This is a genomic window from uncultured Parasphingorhabdus sp., from assembly GCF_963975555.1.
In the GTDB taxonomy this organism is placed as follows: Bacteria; Pseudomonadota; Alphaproteobacteria; order Sphingomonadales; family Sphingomonadaceae; genus Parasphingorhabdus.
The window spans coordinates 442246-458160 of the sequence record NZ_CAXBHH010000001.1 but is presented as its reverse complement, the minus strand read 5'-3'; the positions used below and the strand labels follow the sequence as shown (position 1 = coordinate 458160).

The 15915-nt window shown below is 56.9% G+C and carries 17 protein-coding genes and 1 pseudogene; 6 read left to right on the top strand and 12 right to left on the bottom strand.

Going from position 1 to position 15915, the window contains the following annotated elements; genetic code table 11:
- The first annotated feature begins 6 nt into the window (after positions 1–6).
- From AAC060_RS02220 to AAC060_RS02210, 3 genes are all read left to right on the top strand, one after another.
- Positions 7–552 (top strand): PH domain-containing protein, encoded by a 546-nt coding sequence (locus tag AAC060_RS02220; protein ID WP_339822434.1) that lies wholly within the window; start codon positions 7–9, stop codon positions 550–552.
- The gene (locus AAC060_RS02215; RefSeq protein ID WP_339822431.1) at positions 549–2060 is read left to right on the top strand and encodes a PH domain-containing protein; all 1512 of its coding nucleotides are present in this window, start codon (positions 549–551) and stop codon (positions 2058–2060) included. The genes AAC060_RS02220 and AAC060_RS02215 overlap by 4 nt, the downstream gene beginning before the upstream one ends.
- Positions 2061–2122: 62 nt before the next feature.
- Complete coding sequence (locus AAC060_RS02210; RefSeq protein ID WP_339822428.1) at positions 2123–3898, top strand: DUF885 domain-containing protein; 1776 nt, start codon at positions 2123–2125, stop codon at positions 3896–3898.
- A gap of 13 nt (positions 3899–3911) precedes the next feature.
- Here the strand turns inward: AAC060_RS02210 and AAC060_RS02205 are convergent, their stop codons facing one another.
- The 9 genes from AAC060_RS02205 to AAC060_RS02165 form a co-directional block, all read right to left on the bottom strand.
- The gene (locus AAC060_RS02205; RefSeq protein WP_339822426.1) at positions 3912–4535 is read right to left on the bottom strand and encodes a hypothetical protein; all 624 of its coding nucleotides are present in this window, start codon (positions 4533–4535) and stop codon (positions 3912–3914) included.
- A gap of 54 nt (positions 4536–4589) precedes the next feature.
- The gene (locus AAC060_RS02200; protein WP_339822423.1) at positions 4590–5129 is read right to left on the bottom strand and encodes a demethoxyubiquinone hydroxylase family protein; all 540 of its coding nucleotides are present in this window, start codon (positions 5127–5129) and stop codon (positions 4590–4592) included.
- Entirely contained in the window at positions 5122–5607 is a 486-nt protein-coding gene (locus AAC060_RS02195; protein WP_339822422.1) for a disulfide bond formation protein B, read from the bottom strand. Before AAC060_RS02195 ends, AAC060_RS02200 begins: the two co-directional genes overlap by 8 nt.
- Positions 5608–5617: 10 nt before the next feature.
- Positions 5618–6982 (bottom strand): S41 family peptidase, encoded by a 1365-nt coding sequence (locus AAC060_RS02190; RefSeq protein ID WP_339822420.1) that lies wholly within the window; start codon positions 6980–6982, stop codon positions 5618–5620.
- 127 nt (positions 6983–7109) lie between these two features.
- Complete coding sequence (locus AAC060_RS02185; RefSeq protein WP_339822418.1) at positions 7110–8306, bottom strand: peptidoglycan DD-metalloendopeptidase family protein; 1197 nt, start codon at positions 8304–8306, stop codon at positions 7110–7112.
- 5 nt (positions 8307–8311) lie between these two features.
- Positions 8312–8734, bottom strand: a complete 423-nt coding sequence (locus AAC060_RS02180; protein ID WP_339822415.1) for a 23S rRNA (pseudouridine(1915)-N(3))-methyltransferase RlmH — start codon at positions 8732–8734, stop codon at positions 8312–8314.
- Positions 8735–8746: 12 nt separating this feature from the next.
- Positions 8747–9070 (bottom strand): ribosome silencing factor, encoded by a 324-nt coding sequence (gene rsfS, locus AAC060_RS02175; protein WP_339823774.1) that lies wholly within the window; start codon positions 9068–9070, stop codon positions 8747–8749.
- A gap of 92 nt (positions 9071–9162) precedes the next feature.
- On the bottom strand, positions 9163–9804 hold the full coding sequence (locus AAC060_RS02170; protein WP_339822412.1) for a nicotinate-nucleotide adenylyltransferase: 642 nt from the start codon (positions 9802–9804) through the stop codon (positions 9163–9165).
- A 10-nt stretch (positions 9805–9814) separates the two neighbouring features.
- Entirely contained in the window at positions 9815–11068 is a 1254-nt protein-coding gene (locus AAC060_RS02165; RefSeq protein WP_339822411.1) for a glutamate-5-semialdehyde dehydrogenase, read from the bottom strand.
- A 248-nt stretch (positions 11069–11316) separates the two neighbouring features.
- Between AAC060_RS02165 and AAC060_RS02160 the strand changes: the two genes are divergently transcribed.
- Together AAC060_RS02160 and AAC060_RS02155 are read left to right on the top strand one after the other, a co-directional pair.
- Entirely contained in the window at positions 11317–12510 is a 1194-nt protein-coding gene (locus AAC060_RS02160; RefSeq protein WP_339822408.1) for a peptidoglycan DD-metalloendopeptidase family protein, read from the top strand.
- Positions 12503–12925, top strand: a complete 423-nt coding sequence (locus tag AAC060_RS02155) for a polymer-forming cytoskeletal protein (RefSeq protein ID WP_339822405.1) — start codon at positions 12503–12505, stop codon at positions 12923–12925. The genes AAC060_RS02160 and AAC060_RS02155 overlap by 8 nt, the downstream gene beginning before the upstream one ends.
- Before the next feature lie 96 nt (positions 12926–13021).
- Here the strand turns inward: AAC060_RS02155 and AAC060_RS02150 are convergent.
- A pseudogene (locus tag AAC060_RS02150) lies at positions 13022–13813 on the bottom strand (ATP-binding protein); the annotation flags it as partial.
- A gap of 68 nt (positions 13814–13881) precedes the next feature.
- Here AAC060_RS02150 and AAC060_RS02145 point away from each other — a divergent pair.
- Positions 13882–14313 carry a hypothetical protein gene (locus AAC060_RS02145; protein WP_339822402.1) on the top strand — a complete coding sequence of 144 codons (432 nt, stop codon included), beginning with the start codon at positions 13882–13884 and terminating at the stop codon, positions 14311–14313.
- A gap of 159 nt (positions 14314–14472) precedes the next feature.
- Here AAC060_RS02145 and AAC060_RS02140 read toward each other — a convergent pair whose 3' ends face one another.
- Both AAC060_RS02140 and AAC060_RS02135 read right to left on the bottom strand, forming a co-directional pair.
- The gene (locus AAC060_RS02140) at positions 14473–14880 is read right to left on the bottom strand and encodes a type II toxin-antitoxin system PemK/MazF family toxin (RefSeq protein WP_339822400.1); all 408 of its coding nucleotides are present in this window, start codon (positions 14878–14880) and stop codon (positions 14473–14475) included.
- A 38-nt stretch (positions 14881–14918) separates the two neighbouring features.
- Positions 14919–15887, bottom strand: coding sequence for an IS1595 family transposase (locus AAC060_RS02135; RefSeq protein WP_339822397.1), 969 nt, complete (start codon positions 15885–15887; stop codon positions 14919–14921).
- Between the last annotated feature and the right edge of the window lie 28 nt (positions 15888–15915).

The window sequence follows — 15915 nt, the reverse complement described above, 5'->3', positions numbered from 1 at the left end:
TGAACCATGACAAAAGATGCTTCCAAATCTTCCATTTCCGATCAATATTCGGCTGTGGAGCCGGACTTGCAAAGCACCTATAATCAAGGCCTTACGCCGCTGCACCCGCCGCAGAAAAACCTGATCCGGGTCAACATGATCATTCGTTCGCTGGTCCTGCTGGCTGTAGCAGTGGCCGGCGAGATTCTGCTCCACATGCAATTGGGTACCCGGCCCGGCATGATCCTTGTCCCGGTGGCAATATTTGTTGCTCTTCAGGTTGTCGTCCTGCCCCACCGCATCTATCGCCGCTGGGGCTATGACATGGGCGACGAGCAATTGCGGGTGCTCCGCGGTTTCCTCTGGCGAACCGACACGATCGTCCCGTTCAACCGGATTCAGCATATCGACGTCGCGCAGGGCCCGTTGCAGCGACTATTCGGCCTTTCGACCCTGATCGTGCACACGGCCGGGACCCACAACAGCATCGTCACCCTGCCCGGCCTTGCCACTGCCGATGCCGAAACGATGCGCGAGACGATCAAGGGCCATATCCGCCAAGACATGATATGAGCGAAGAAGAAGCTCCATCGCTGGCTCCGGACGCCGCCTTCCGGCGGCTGCACCCGCTCAGCATCATTCTGAAATCATTGTCGATGCTCAGCCGGAATATCGTCGCGATCCTCGTGCTCCATTTCAGTCTGTTCGACCAGAATATCGCTTATACCGCGCTCGCCGCACTGGCGCTGGTCACGCTGGTTGTCGGGGTCACGACGCTGATCTGGTCCCGCTTCACCTATCAGGTGACAGACCGGGAAATCCGCATCAAGAGCGGCCTGCTCAACCGCAACAACCGCTCGATCCCGTTTGACCGGATTCAGGATGTCAGCCTCGAACAAAAGCTTGTCAGCCGCTTGCTCGGGCTTGCCACAGTGGCGCTGGAAACCGGTTCTGGTGCTGGCGAAGACGGCAAGCTAGACGCGCTGTCGCGCACCGATGCGGAGGCACTACGCGACACAATACGGGATTATCAAGCGGGTGTGATCGCTGCTGATGCCGCAGCAGACGCCCGGCCCGTCACAACAGAAACTCCACCAATATTTGCGATGGACAACCGGCGTATCTTCATCGCCGGACTGTTCAACTTCTCTTTCGTCCTGCTCGCCATTCTCGGTGCGCTGGCCCAGAATCTGGATTTCCTGCTGCCCGACGGCTTTTTCGATCCCCGCACCTGGATCGATGCCCTGCCGGAACAGGAGACGATCAACGGGCTGAGTTCGACCGTCCGGATGGGCTGGGCGCTATTCGCGATCCTGTCGCTGATCACGATAGGCTTTGTCAGCGGCATCGTCCGGACATTCGTCCGAGAACATGCTTTCCGGCTGGACCGGGTCGATAGCGGACAACCGGGATTCCGGCGGCGGCGCGGGCTGTTCACCCTGACCGACATGGTGATGCCGATCCACCGGGTTCAGGCCGCGATATTGCAGAGCGGTCCGGTCCGCGAATATTTCGGCTGGTATCATCTCAAATTCACATCACTGGCAGGCGATGCCAGCGGCGAGACCGACCATAGCGCGGCCCCCTGTGCGAAACTGTCCGAGATCGAGCCGATCCTTTTCGAATGCGCCATCAGGCCGGCCTCGCCCGATCTCGATTTTCAGACCGTCAATCCTGCCTTCTGGTGGCGTCGCGCGCTCATCGTCTCGCTGGCGCTGACGGTTGCTGCCCTCGGTGCAGGGCATTTCATTCATAGCGGCTATTGGGCGATACTCCTGCTTGCCATCCCGATCGTCCTGATCCTGATCCTCAATTGGCGCCATCATCAATATGCCCTTGCAGACAGGCAATTATATGTCCGGTCCGGCTGGTGGCGCCGCAAGCTGACCATCCTCCTGCTCCGGAAGGTGCAGAGCGTTGATGTCAGCCAGTCGCCGCTCGACCATCCGCTGGATTTGGCTACGGTCACCATCGGTATCGCCGGCGGCTCGACGACCGCGCCGCTCCGGATCGTCGATATTCCCTTGCAAAGCGCCATGGATTTGCGCGCCCGGATAGTCGCCCGTCAAAATCATGCTTGACTAAAAGCTCCGATCATTCACGATAGTTGCCAGAGATATTATAAAATATGTTGAGGGAGAATATGATGCGTAGAACGAGTTTAGCCATGCTGGCACCGCTAGCGATGCTGGTCAGTCCACCCGTCTATGCCCAGATGGAGACTAACCGGGAAGCAACCGCGTTACATTCGGTCATTGATGACTATTGGTCCTATCAGCTGGAACAATATCCCGAATTTGCTTCTTCTCTTGGGGTCGACGATCCGGTTGGCCGGGTCAGCGATGCCAGTCTCGAAGCCGAAGACAGCCGCGTGGCAAAAGCAAAGACCTGGCTGGCGAAACTGGATGCAATCGACGCAGCAGCGCTGAGCGAAGACGACAAAACCAACTATGGCATATTGCGCCGGACGCTCGCCGAACAGATTGAGGCGAACAGCTTTGGCCAGCGTACCATCAATTTCACCAATCGCGGCGGCTGGCACCAGAGTTTTGCCAGCATGCAAAACAATCTGCCGTTCCGCAACGCGCAGGATTACCAGACCTATGTCAACCGGCTGAAGCAATATGCGCATGTGAACGATCAATCCATCACGGTCGCCAACAAGGCACTGGCAGGCGGCTATGTTCAGCCATGCGTGTCGATGGAAGGCTATGAAACCAGCATTTCCGGTCTGCTCACCGATGATGCCAAACAATCGCGTTTCTATCAGCCATTCACACGCAAGCGGCCAGAGACGATAGACGAAGCAACGTTCGACAAGCTGGCGGCAGAAGCTGCGGGTACCATCACCAGCGTCATAACCCCCGCGGTGAAAAAGCATCTCGACTGGTATGTAAAAGACTATGCCCCGAACTGTGCCAAGGCTCCCGGCGTCTCGGCCCAGCCCGGCGGCGCGAAATATTATGATTTCCGTATCCGCCAGATGACGACGACCACCAAGACTGCCGACCAGATCCACAATATCGGCCTCAGCGAGGTGGCGCGGATCCGGAACGAAATGGTCGAAGTTGCCAAGGAGGCCGGTTACGAAACGCGCGAGGCGTTTATCGAGCATCTCCGCACCGACCCGCAATATTACGCAAAAACACCGGAAGAGCTGATGGAAAAGGTCGCCCGGGTGAACAAGATCATCGACGGGAAAATGCCTTCGATCATCGGCAAGCTGGCGCGCCTGCCTTATGGCATCAAGGAAATCCCGGCCGAGACCGCGGAAGGCACGACCACCGCATATTATAATCCCGGCTCGCCGGATGTCGGCATTGCCGGCTTCTATTATGTCAACACATCGAAGCTCGACCAGCGCCCCTTCTGGGAAATTCCCGCGCTGAGCGTTCACGAAGCGGTGCCCGGCCATCATCAGCAGATCGCGTTGCAACAGGAACTCGATATGCCGGACTTCCGCAAACATGGCGCGTTTTTCACCGCCTTTGTCGAAGGCTGGGGACTCTATTCGGAGCGGCTCGGTATCGAGATGGAGCTGTATGATACGCCGGCCAAGAACATGGGGCGGCTTTCATACGAAATGTGGCGCGCATGCCGACTAGTCGTCGATACAGGCATCCACAGCAAGGGCTGGAGCAAGCAGCGGGCAATCGACTTCATGACCGACAATACCGCGCTCAGCGAGGCCAATATCGAGGCCGAAGTGAACCGATATATCAGTTGGCCCGGTCAGGCTTTGGCCTATAAAATGGGCGAGTTGAAAATTCGCGAACTACGCAGCAAGGCGACCCGCGAACTGGGCGACAAGTTCGACCTGCGCGCGTTTCACGATGTCGTGCTGGGACAGGGCGCTGTGCCGCTCGATATGCTCGAAGCGCAGGTAAACCGGTGGATAAAAGCCCGGAAGGCTAGCTAGGATCGGGGCCTAATCATTCATCATCCGGACCGGGGGTTTCATCTGCCCCCGGTGGCACGGCCAGATCGTTGGTCGCATTCAGCGCGTCGGCGTCCTTTGCATCAAGCCGGTCTCTTGCTTCCTCGGCTGCTGCTTCCCGCGCTTCGCGATCGGCTTCGATTTCCAGCACACGCTCTTCCACGGCATCAGATTCTGCATCGATCCGGGATAGCCGGTTCTGGCGTTCCTCTTCGATCAGCTGACCCCAGTTGACCGTGTCATCAATGCCTTTTTCCGCATAGGCCTGACTAAGCAGCGCTTGCGTACAACCGGTGAAACCGCCTGCTCCGGTAGGCGAGCAGCTGCTGGTTCCGGATTTTCCGACATATTCGTAGGATCTGACGCGTTCCGACCAGGCCTGGTTTTTGGCGTCGCCCAAACCGCCACTTCTCAAGGTTTCGGGAATGCGGTAACGCTCGCCCTCGTCCTTGCGGGCGCAGACGACAATCTCTTCATCGCTGCTTACCGGACAGGGGTCGTCGCCATAAATGACGAGTTGATTGACCCGGTCTCCGGCCTGATCCTGGGCCAGCGCCGGTGCGGCCATCAGGCCAGCGCTTGAAAGGGCAGCGGCGGAGAATAAAAATTTATATATCATAGCATTTCCTTTGTATCCGCCGTCCTGAACCAACGGTGAAGCGGATTGCGCTTCCTAGATGCGTTTCGACAGGCCGATGGCAAATCTGCAACCCAGTCTGATCACGGCGCTCAATGCCGGATAGCCCGGCGCGTCTTCTGCTCCCGATGCAATTGCCGTTGCCTTATGCTCTAATTCCTCTTCGCGAAACTCCGCAATAATACGGGTTAGCTCGGGGTCATTTTCTGATTCCAGCGCTTCGAGCTGTTCCTGATAATGGTGATCGATTTCGGTTTCGACCGCAGCCGTACAGGCCATCGCCGCACGAGGCCCCATCGCCGCTGTTGTCGCGCCCAGCGCATAGCCGGCAATTTTCCAGAAGGGTTGCAAAGCGGTCGGCCGCACGCCGCGCTCCGCGATCATCTGGTCAAAAGTATCGAGATGTCGCTGTTCCTGCTCGGCCATATGGTGGATCGCGCTGCTGTGCGGAGCATTATCGCCCATCACTGCCAGCTGTCCTTTGTAAATTTGTGCCGCGCCATATTCACCGGCCTGATTGACCCGGATCATCGATGCGATATCGGCATTATTCCGTACCAATTTTGCTTCAGGCATCGTTGGCATCCTTGCGCCCGGTTGCCACCATGATCAAAATGAGAATGGCGCCGCTAACCGACCAGAGAAAATTAAATCCGGCCAGCGAAATACCGAACAGCGACCATGGCGCTACATCGCAACGGACCAGCGGTGCGTTCATGATCGAATCGAGCATGTCGCCACCCGCAGCAACATTGGTGGCGCAAGAGGTAAGCCCTTCCCACCAGTCATATTCCACACCGGCGTGAAAACCGCCGATCAGGCCGCTGATCAATATTGCGATAGCTGCCGCAACCACCAATAGCTTCGACCAGCTTCTGGAACGACACAGCAATGCAGGCAGAGCGAGAATGATAGCGGCGAGATGCGGCCATCTTTGCCACATACACATTTCACACGGATGAAGGCCAAAGCCATATTGGCTAATCAGCGCGCCGCCGAGCAAGGCGAAGGGCAGCAGAAAAGCCAGCCAGTTGGCAGTGCGAACAGATCCCATCACTATGGCCCTAGTTTTTCGCTACCACTGTTTTCTTGGCAGGTTTTTTAGCGGCCTTGTTGATCGCCACTTTCAAGCCTTCTGGGCCAAGACGCCCAATCGTTTCCAGAGCATAATGGAGCTGAAAATCTTCCACGCCCTGCTCCTTCAACTCTTCGGCGGTCTGGGCGAAACGCGGATCATCCTTGCTATCTTCTTCGAGAACCTCGTCCTTGAGCTTGACCTCGTTGATAAGATGTTTCCGCAAATCGGATTCGCGGAACCGGGGACGGGACTTGTAATCCGGGTCGGACAGTTGCGGCACATTGATATCGGGTTCAATCCCGCCCTCCTGCACCGATTTGCCCGATGGCGTGTAATAGCGTGCCGTGGTCAGGCGCAATGCGCTATTGTTGGACAGCGGCAGCAAAGTCTGCACCGAGCCCTTGCCGAAGCTACGCTCGCCCATGACAAGCGCACGGTGATGATCTTGCAGCGCGCCGGCAACGATTTCGGAAGCCGAAGCCGAACCCGCGTCGATCAGAATGATGATCGGCAGACCGTTGGCGGCATCGCCGGTCTTGGCGAAATAACGCTCGATATCGGATTTCTCCCGGCCGCGCTGCGAAACAATTTCTCCACGCGAGAGGAATACATCGGAAACCGACACGGCTTCATCGAGCAGACCACCCGGGTTGGACCGAAGGTCGAGCACATAGCCGAGCGGTTTCTTGCCAAGCGACTTGTCGATACCGGCAATCGCGGCGGCAACATCAGCGCCGGTGTCATTGGAGAAGCTGTTGATGCTGATCACGCCGATCTGGTCCTTGACCTCCCATGTGACCGGCTTGAGATCAATGATCGCGCGATCCATCGTAACGTCAAAAGGCTTGTCGCGACCGGGCCGAACGATCGTGATGCTGATCGGCGTGCCGGGCTTGCCGCGCATTTCCTCGACCGCTTCATCCAGCGTACCGCCGTAGATAAGTTCACCATTGATATGGGTGATATAGTCGCCTGCTTTTACGCCGGCCTTGTCAGCAGGCGTATCCTTGAACGGAGCAATGACCTTTACCGCGCCGTCTTCAAGAGTCACCGAAAGGCCGAGGCCACCGTAATTGCCGTCGGTCTGGGTCCGCAGATTTTCAAAATCCCGGACATCGAGAAAGCTGCTGTGCGGGTCGAGGCTAGCCAGCATGCCTTCAATCGCGCCCTTGATCAGATCGGCATCGTCGACCTGATCGACATAGTCGTTCCGCACCCGTTCAAAGACGCTCATGAACTGCTCCATCTCGCGATAGGTATTTGCATCCACGGCGGAGATTGCCGACGTCGTCGCGGGCAAAAGCGCAACGGTCAGAACAAGGGCGGCGGCTTGCAATACGGGCTTTTTCATCAATGCTATCCTGTATGTCTAGATCGGGATCAAATATAGGCTGGAATCACCCCTAAAGCCAAGCAGCTTAACCAAAAATGACGGAAGTGTTCGATGAACAACAATTTTTCCGTAATCTCATTGGGTTTCAGCCAATCAACGCGGCAATATCAATAGGTCGGCCATTGCGACGCAGTTCAACGGTAACGGTCGGATCGTCAGACCCCGACTGTCCGACAGGCGCGCCCTGCACAACCCGGTCACCGACCGCGACACGGATCGTCGCCATATTGGTGATCAGACTGGTCCAGCCCGCCTCATGTTCGATAATGATGATATTGCCATAACCCCGATAGCGTCCGGAATAGGCCACCCGTCCTGCAGCCGGCGCCACAATTTGCGCACCGGAAGAGACGGCAATCGTGAGACCTCGCGAGCGATAACCGCTGTCGGAAATTTCTCCGAGACCGGTAACAATCTCCCCGCTCACCGGCAGGAGATAGGCATTGGCGACATCATTGCCTCGAGATTGCGTGCGAAGCGCCGGGTCGCGTCCCTGACCGGGTCGCAGCAGCGGCCCATCCAGTTCCGCCAGCGCTTCGCGGACCGCGCCACTTTCGCGAATCTGGTCCATCAAATCCACGATATCCCGGGCTTCCTCGCCCAGAGCCAGTGCCCGATCCTGTTCGATTCCGGCATCGTCGGAAAATTGCGCTGCTTCGATCCGTTCGTTCGCCTCGAGACGAGCCAATTGCCGCCGCCGCTCCGTCAGACGCCGCTGGCTCTCGTCGAGCGACGCGATCGCCCGGGCGGCCTGCAGCCGAAGCTGTTCCCCCTGCTTGACCTCTTCGCGCAGACTGGCGGTGCGCCGTTCGATTTCCGGCATGACCGCCGACAGAATCGACCGCATATAGATAAGCTCGTCGAGCGAGCGCGGTTCAACCAGCGCAAGCGCGGTCGGCTTGCGGGTCATCATCTGGAGCGCGGCGGTCAACCGGACCATCGGCCCCTGCTTTTCCGCCAGCCGCGCGCGCTGGCGCTCCTGAAGACGGGCCACGATATCGATGCGGGTGCGCGCTGCTTTTATGTCGGCTTCCGCCCCCTGGATGCGCGCAGCCAGAGCGGCGGCTTCGCTGGCGATCCGGTCGGCATCATTGCTTGCCGCCTCGGCCTGACGTTTCAGAGCATCGCTGCGCTGGCGCGCCCGCTCGGACTGCTCTCGTGCCGAGATCAGACTGCGTCGCTGCTCGGAAAGGCTTGGGCCGGGCGCCTGCGCCGAGAGCAGGGCCGCTCCGCCAAATGCAACGCCAACAACTGCAATCATCACCAGAACGAATCGCAGCATCGTGGTCATCCTTCCCTGTGATAGGGATGGCCAGCGATAATAGATGTTGCCCGAAACAGCTGTTCAGCCAGCATTGCCCTCGCCATCATATGCGGCCAGGTCGCCTTGCCAAAGGAAAAGAAATGATCCGCACTGGCACGCTCTTCGGCGCTCAACCCATCGGCAGCACCGATCAGAAATCGCGCTTCGCGCGCTCCGTCATCGCGCCAGACAGAAAGCAAATCGGCAAATTTCTTCGAGGTCCAGTTTTCGCCCGCTTCGTCCATCGCGATTATTTTCGTGACGCCTTCGAGCTTGGGCGACTTGCCACCCTGATCGGGTAGCTCGCTAATTTTAACATCCCAGCCGATCCGCTTCACATAGCGGTTCACCATCTCCGCTTCCGGGCTGCGGCCAATTTTTCCGCGAGCGACGATATGCAATCTCATCGCGCCGCAAATTCAGGCTTCGACGACAGCCGCCGAGTCATCTTCCTCGTCGACCGCCCACATGCGTTCGAGATTATAGAAACTGCGCACCTCGGGCCGGAACAGATGGATGATCACATCGCCAGCATCAACCAGAACCCAGTCGGCATTGGCAAGGCCTTCGACTCGGGCGACTCCGCCGGCCTGTTTGATCCGTTCGGAGAGTTTCTGGGCAATCGACGCGACCTGTCTGGTCGAACGCCCCTCGGCGATCACCATATGGTCTGCAATATTGCTTTTGCCCGCCAGCGGGATGGAAATAACGTCTTGTGCCTGATCATCGTCGAGCGATTTCATGACAAGCGCATGGAGTGCGTCCGACTCAGCCTTCCCTTCCTTGGAAGTGGCAGATTTCAGAGCTTTTACCTTCGGTTTCGTCAACTTAAATCCTAATCTTCTGGGCCTATCAACCGGTGTGTCACCGCGTCACGAACGCGGCGATCATCATATTGCTGATGCCAATGGGGCCGGGCCATCCGGATCGCGGTGGCCGAGCGTGGGTCTGGACGATAGCGCAGGAATGTCAGCGCCGGCGTACTCCAGTTGGTCCAGTTACCACGTTGGCTCGCGGGGTGGACGAAGCGCCGCAGCCAAGCCATTGCGGGAGCCGCAAAAGCATCGTCATCATAGCCGGGTCTCGAAATAACTGCAATCGGCAAAAGGCGGGCAATTTTTCGCCAGTCTTTCCAGCGGTGGAATTGCGCCAGATTATCGGCACCCATGATCCAGATAAATTGCCGCTTCGGGTAGCGGCGAACCAGTTTGAGCAACGTATCATAGGTATATTTCGTGCCCAATTGCTGTTCTATGGCTGTCGGCCGGATCGCGCTCCGCCGCGCCATTTTCCGGGCCGATGCCAGACGCGCATGCAGTGGCGCCATATCTTTCGCTCCCTCTTTCAGGGGATTTCCCGGAGAAACCAGCCACCAGAACTCATCCAGCGCCAGTTCCTCCATCGCAAACAGGCTGATCGACCGATGGGCACCATGGGCCGGATTGAACGATCCGCCAAGAAGGCCGGTAGTTTTCACCGAATCACGTTCAAGGCCGCACTTGCCCGGTTCCGCGAACCACCCATTTATAGGTGGTCAGTCCTTCCAGCGCGACCGGGCCGCGCGCATGCATGCGTCCGGTAGAAATACCGATTTCCGCGCCGAGCCCGAATTCACCGCCATCGGCAAACTGGCTGGAGGCATTGTGCATCACGATCGCGCTATCGGCGCGCTGGATGAATTTTTCGGCAATCGCCTTGTCCTCGGTGACGATAACATCGGTGTGATGCGATCCATGGGCAGCAATATGCTCCAGAGCTTCATCGACGCCGTTGACCATCGCTACGGCCGCGATCGGCGCAAGATACTCGGTATCCCAGTCAGCCGCTTCTGCCGAAACGATACGTTCGTCCAGTTCGAGCACCGAATCGTCGCCGCGGACTTCGCAACCGGCATCGATCAACGCCCGCACCAGGGCTCCGGGTGCCGGATAATCCTGATCAATCAACAATGTTTCCATCGCCCCGCACACGCCGGTCCGCCGCATCTTGGCATTGACGGCGATGGCAATGGCTTTGTCCTGATCCGCGTCCTTGCCGATATAGGTATGATTTATGCCGTCGAGATGCGCGAGAATCGGAACGCTTGCTTCATCCTGCACCCGCTTGACCAGCGACTTGCCGCCGCGCGGAATGATGATATCGATCAGCCCGTTGGCCTTCAGCATCGCGCCGACTGCCGCCCGGTCTGTAGTCTGGACAAGCTGGATGGCATGTTCGGCCAGACCGGCTTCGATCACGCCTGCCGTCATGGCGTCAAAAATCGCCCGGTTGCTTTCGATCGCCTCCGATCCACCGCGCAGGATAACAGCATTGCCGGATCGCAGAGCCAAGGCCGCTGCATCGGCGGTAACATTGGGCCGGCTTTCGTAAATGATGCCGATTACACCGAGCGGAACCCGGATGCGCTCCATTACAAGGCCATTGGGCTGCTCGCTGCGGTCGATGATTTGTCCGACTGGGTCGGGAAGATTGGCGACCTTCTCTACCGCATCAGCAATCGCTGCGAGCCGACCTTCGTCGATCATCAGCCGGTCCAGCATGGCGTCACTCAACCCGCGCGCGCGGGCATTTTCCATATCGCGTTGATTGGCGGCCAATATGGCGGCCTGGCTGGCGCGCAAATGTCGCGCAGCGGCAGTCAGGGCATCGGATTTCTGGGCATCGCTCACGCCGGCCAGCATCGTGAATGCAGCCCGCGCCTTGTGTCCCATTTCGGCGATCAGTTTTACAGCTTCTGTCATAAGTGGCTGCTAGCATGGCGGCGTGAGCAATTTAACCCTCAATCGCTACCCTCGGGACAAATGAAAATTTACTTGTTGGTAAACAGTAGATTCGCTCGAATCCCGCCAAATTAAAATTAATTTTCCATAAATTTCGCAGTTCATCGCGTGACTCGTTCGACTCGTCACGAGTCGTTGCCCTGTGATTCGCATCACACCAGAGTCTCTGCTACCCCTTGGATGGGGATTACGAATAACAACGGCGGGTCATGCAAACACAAAAAACCAGACAAGGGCTTATAGCCCGGCTGGACCATATGTTTACCGATCGCGAGTTTTTCATGCGGTCGCACGGACAGGTCCGTTTTCTAACCATTTCGGCAACATTGCAGAAGCGTGTCGCCTATTCTATCGCTGCGGCACTGGCTATCTGGCTGGTGATCACGCTGGCGATGATGATCAATCAGCTTACCGTTACCGGCGAGCGCATGGCCCTCGCGCAAAAAGAAGCCATGGTGAACAGCTCGGAAAGCCGGATCGAAAATTATAAAGCTTCGATAGATGACGTCGCCGCCGATCTGGAGCAGCGTCAGGACATACTCGATCAGATGACCGAGCAATTTGTTGGTGAACAACCCCAGGCTGCTGATGCAGCGGGAACAAAGCAAACCGATGAACAACTGTCCAAAAATACGCAAAAGATCAGTGCAGCTTTCCCGGAGGCAGCCCATCTGGCGCAACTGGAAGCCCGACAGATCCTGTTTGCCCGGCGCCTGACGTCGGCGGCCATAATACGCACCGAACAAGCAGCAGAGGCGATTCGCAAATTCGGTCTGAACCCCGACAAGCTGGCCCAGAACTCCATGGATGCCATGGGTGGTCCGTTGATTCCTTATTTCAAAAAACAACACGAGCAGCTCCATCCCACGCTGGAGAGGCTTAATCTGGCGTTGCAACGGATGGATGCGCTGGAACGGACGCTGATTGCAATTCCTTCCGGCAAGCCGTCCAGCACCGAGATGCTGTCGAGCAGCTATGGCTATCGCCGGGACCCATTTACGGGCGGCGGTGCTATGCACAGCGGGATGGATTTCAAAGGGCCCCTGGGTCAGCCGATTCTGGCAGCAGCCGGCGGCAAGGTTACCCACGCAGGGTGGAAATCCGGTTATGGCAACACGGTCGAAATTACCCATGGCAACGGATTGATGACGCGATATGCGCATTTGTCACGAATTGGAGTGACCACTGGCCAGAAAATTGAACAGGGGATACAATTGGGGGCTATGGGAAGCACGGGACGCTCGACCGGAACGCATCTGCATTTCGAAGTGCGGCTGAACGGAAAAGCAATTAATCCCCGTCCATTTTTGGAGGCGAATACAGATGTTCTCAAGATTAAAGCCATCGCACGACAACGTGCCAACGCGCCAAAGCGCGCAGAGTCAGGCGCCAGCCGTGGCTAGAAGCAATGGCAGCAGTGGATCAAGCTTCTCGATCATCGGTGATGGTATCACTATTACCGGCAATATCGAATCGAAGGTCGACCTGCATATCGATGGCGAAGTGATTGGCGACGTAAAATGTCTGTCGCTTGTCCAGGGGCCATCAAGCAAGATCAAGGGCGCGATCATCGCCCAGCACGCCAGCCTGTCAGGTTCTGTCGAGGGGTCGATCGACGCCGGCGATCTTGCCATCGCTTCCACCGCCCGCATCGGCGGTGACGTCACTTATGAAAATGTGACTATCGAACAGGGCGGCCATGTCGACGGCAAATTCAAGCACCGGAGCAACCAGGCGCCAAATCTCGCCAAATCGACGCTGAACAAAAGCGAGATGGCTATCCCGCTGGAGCTGACAGAAGGCGACAGGTCCCTTTGATTCCGCTGTTGTGCGATCGCGCTCGATCGGGACATGAGCGGATCGCTTTCGTTCCAATCTAGTGCGAATCCGTACTGATCGACAAACATTCACAAACTAATTGCGAGGCGCTTGACGCCGATAGCTGAGCGCTTCCGCCACATGAATGCGGCCCACTGCTTCTGCGCCGGCCAAATCAGCGATCGTCCGGGCCACCCGTAAAACCCGCGTATAGCCGCGCGCGGACAGCCGCATCGCTTCTGCGGCCTGGGCCAGCAGTTTCCGTCCGAGTTCATCAGGCGTGGCGTATTTCTCCAGCGCATCACCATCGATTTCCGTATTGGTTCGCGCATCGAGATCAGCATAGCGCTGCCGCTGGACCGACCGTGCCCTGGCGACCCGCCCTGCCACGATCTCGGAATTTTCCGCCGGCGGGGGCATGGTGAGATCCGCAGCAGACAAGGCCTCGACTTCTATATGGAGATCAATACGGTCGAGCAGCGGCCCAGAAACTTTCGCCTGATAGTCGGCTGCGCATCTCGGTGCCCGCGAACAGGCAAGAGCAGCGTCTCCCAAATGCCCGCACCGACACGGGTTCATCGCCGCAACCATCTGGACGCGAGCCGGAAAGGTAACATGCGCATTGGCGCGGGCCACGCTGACTTCGCCGGTTTCGAGCGGTTGCCGCAGCGAATCGAGCACCGCTCTCTGGAACTCGGGCAGTTCGTCGAGGAACAATACCCCGAGATGCGCCATGCTGACCTCTCCGGGACGGACCTTCAGCCCGCCGCCAACCAGCGCCGCCATCGAGGCACTATGATGCGGTGACCGGAACGGTCGCTGCCGGGACATTTGCCCGCCCTCCAATGTGCCGGCGACAGAAGCCACCATCGATACTTCCAGCGCCTCCGGCATTATGTAGCAATTGCACCAACTATATAGACGACTGCCATCATACGCAATGCTAAAGCCATTAAATGACAGATTACATGGTAACAGGGTTGGTTAAAAAGCGCGGCGAAGTAGCAGGTGAAATAGCCAGCCTGCACGACAGGATAAATCAACTGGTAAAGGATCTAGACCATATCGACGGGACGCTGCGTATCGTAGCGCCTGATATGCCGGTTGAAAGCATAAGGCCAAAGATGTTCCGGCCACCGTCCGACTGGTCAAAGCGCGGCCAGATGAGCCGTATCGTTCTGAACATACTGCGACAGGCCAAAGAGCCGCTAACATCGCGTGAGATTGCCGCGCAGCTTATCCTAGAGCGCGGTATGGCCATGGACGACAAGCTACTCAGGTTGATGACCAAGCGGTGCGGGGTGGCGCTGCGTATCCAGCGCGACAAAGGGCTTGCCGTATCGACCGAGGGCAACGGGTTTCATTTGCTTTGGGTTATTGTGCGGTAGAAATAACAGGACCCCCAAGTCGAAACTTGGGGGCCTGATCAAACTATGCCAAGACTTGTTATCGTCGTCTGGCATAGCCGCCTCTCACGAGGTCTTGAGGCTTAATGGTTTCCCACAAGCAATCTATGTTCATATGAGTCATAGGTGATTAACTGTCAATTAAAGCAGGCCGAGTGATATTCTAACTGTTTGTTTTATTTCATCAAAAACTTCTTCTGAAACCTTCAGGTTACTCAAATATTTTCGTTTCCCGCTCTGATCGCGGTCAGTTCTGAACAGGTCCAGTCTTGAGAAACTGACGGATGCAACCATGTCAGCTTTTACCCACCAACAAGTTTCAGCATAAGGTTCAGGTAAAGCCGAATCCAATTCAATTTTACAGTGATATTTTTCAGATGATTCTGACCCACTTAGTGGAACAACGGTCATCAAGTTATCCCGCCTTGGGAGTCTTGCAGATAGCACTATGGCCGGTCGTCTTTTAACCATTTCAGGTGGCTTAAAGCCGCCCATATCATAATTACACAAAAGTATCGTTCTGGGCGCAACAGCGTATTTCAATGACATTCTTTTGATTAGCTTCGTTTTGCATTATTGCCAATATCTTATGCTGCCCGCTGCCAGTACCCTGCCCATTTCCGACTGACGTTTGACCGCATGGCCGCTTCCGTAACCATCGCAGCTTGGCGTCCGTTATCAACGCGGCGGTGATCTTCGCGCCATACCGCCTCCGCAGCATAGTGCGAGAGATACGGTCCAGCTATATGATGGTGCGTTCCGACTTCCATCCGGCGAAGGCGGCTAAAGTAGCTTTCGGCTTGGTTGGTGCAAACGCCATCATCCATGAACTGGACACTGTGGTTGACGCGCTTTGTATCCCAGCCAGCGTGAAGGGCATCCCAGCCCGTTCCTTCGTCAGCATAGATGGTTGCAAGGTTGGCAACGTGATCGCGCACGTAAGGGACTGCATCACCTTCATTGGCGACAACAAAGGACAGGCTCTTGCCGTTCCGTTCCCGCATAATGACGACGCATTCGCGTTTGCCCGAGCGATTTGATTTCAAGCGCAGGTCTTTGCGGTCCGCCTTGCGGTTTTCCGGTTTGACGTAGCCACCAAAATAACCGCCATCCATTTCAACAATCCCGTCCAGCTTGCGGCCCTGTTGCTCTTGAGCCATTGCCTCGCGCAGCTTGTGCGTAAGGATGAAAGCTGTCTTGTATTGGCAATCCAGATCGCGTGACAGTTGAAGCGCAGCAACGCCCTTCGCGCCGTTCACGAATATCACGATTGCAGCCAACAGATCGACATAGGACATTTTACGCGATGCAAAGATAGTGCCGCTGGTCACGCTGAACTGGTGATAGCAGGCTTTGCACTTGAACCGCTGGCGGGTCGTGATGTTGTAGGTGTCCAAGCAGCCGCACCGAGGGCAAATTGCTTCGCCATCGGTTTCAGGCCAGCGCATGGCTTTGAAGGCTTCGTAAGCCTGGCCTTCGCCCATGGTGAAAACTGCCTTGAGAGACAGCGTCCGCGCTTTGGCAGAAAGTAAAAAATGTTGGCCTTTGGTTTTCATTGTCATCATATCCGTTGCTTATGCATCG

Excerpts from the sequence above, each read along its gene's own strand:
- AAC060_RS02190 (WP_339822420.1), bottom strand. The coding sequence starts at position 6,982 with ATGAAAAAGCCCGTATTGCAAGCCGCCGCCCTTGTTCTGACCGTTGCG.
- AAC060_RS02210 (WP_339822428.1), top strand. The coding sequence starts at position 2,123 with ATGATGCGTAGAACGAGTTTAGCCATGCTGGCACCGCTAGCGATGCTG.
- AAC060_RS02135 (WP_339822397.1), bottom strand. The coding sequence starts at position 15,887 with ATGAAAACCAAAGGCCAACATTTTTTACTTTCTGCCAAAGCGCGGACG.
- AAC060_RS02215 (WP_339822431.1), top strand. The coding sequence starts at position 549 with ATGAGCGAAGAAGAAGCTCCATCGCTGGCTCCGGACGCCGCCTTCCGG.
- AAC060_RS02165 (WP_339822411.1), bottom strand. The coding sequence starts at position 11,068 with ATGACAGAAGCTGTAAAACTGATCGCCGAAATGGGACACAAGGCGCGG.
- AAC060_RS02185 (WP_339822418.1), bottom strand. The coding sequence starts at position 8,306 with ATGCTGCGATTCGTTCTGGTGATGATTGCAGTTGTTGGCGTTGCATTT.
- AAC060_RS02200 (WP_339822423.1), bottom strand. The coding sequence starts at position 5,129 with ATGCCTGAAGCAAAATTGGTACGGAATAATGCCGATATCGCATCGATG.
- AAC060_RS02140 (WP_339822400.1), bottom strand. The coding sequence starts at position 14,880 with ATGTCATTGAAATACGCTGTTGCGCCCAGAACGATACTTTTGTGTAAT.
- AAC060_RS02160 (WP_339822408.1), top strand. The coding sequence starts at position 11,317 with ATGCAAACACAAAAAACCAGACAAGGGCTTATAGCCCGGCTGGACCAT.
- AAC060_RS02205 (WP_339822426.1), bottom strand. The coding sequence starts at position 4,535 with ATGATATATAAATTTTTATTCTCCGCCGCTGCCCTTTCAAGCGCTGGC.
- AAC060_RS02145 (WP_339822402.1), top strand. The coding sequence starts at position 13,882 with ATGACAGATTACATGGTAACAGGGTTGGTTAAAAAGCGCGGCGAAGTA.
- AAC060_RS02195 (WP_339822422.1), bottom strand. The coding sequence starts at position 5,607 with ATGGGATCTGTTCGCACTGCCAACTGGCTGGCTTTTCTGCTGCCCTTC.
- rsfS (WP_339823774.1), bottom strand. The coding sequence starts at position 9,070 with ATGAAATCGCTCGACGATGATCAGGCACAAGACGTTATTTCCATCCCG.
- AAC060_RS02180 (WP_339822415.1), bottom strand. The coding sequence starts at position 8,734 with ATGAGATTGCATATCGTCGCTCGCGGAAAAATTGGCCGCAGCCCGGAA.
- AAC060_RS02220 (WP_339822434.1), top strand. The coding sequence starts at position 7 with ATGACAAAAGATGCTTCCAAATCTTCCATTTCCGATCAATATTCGGCT.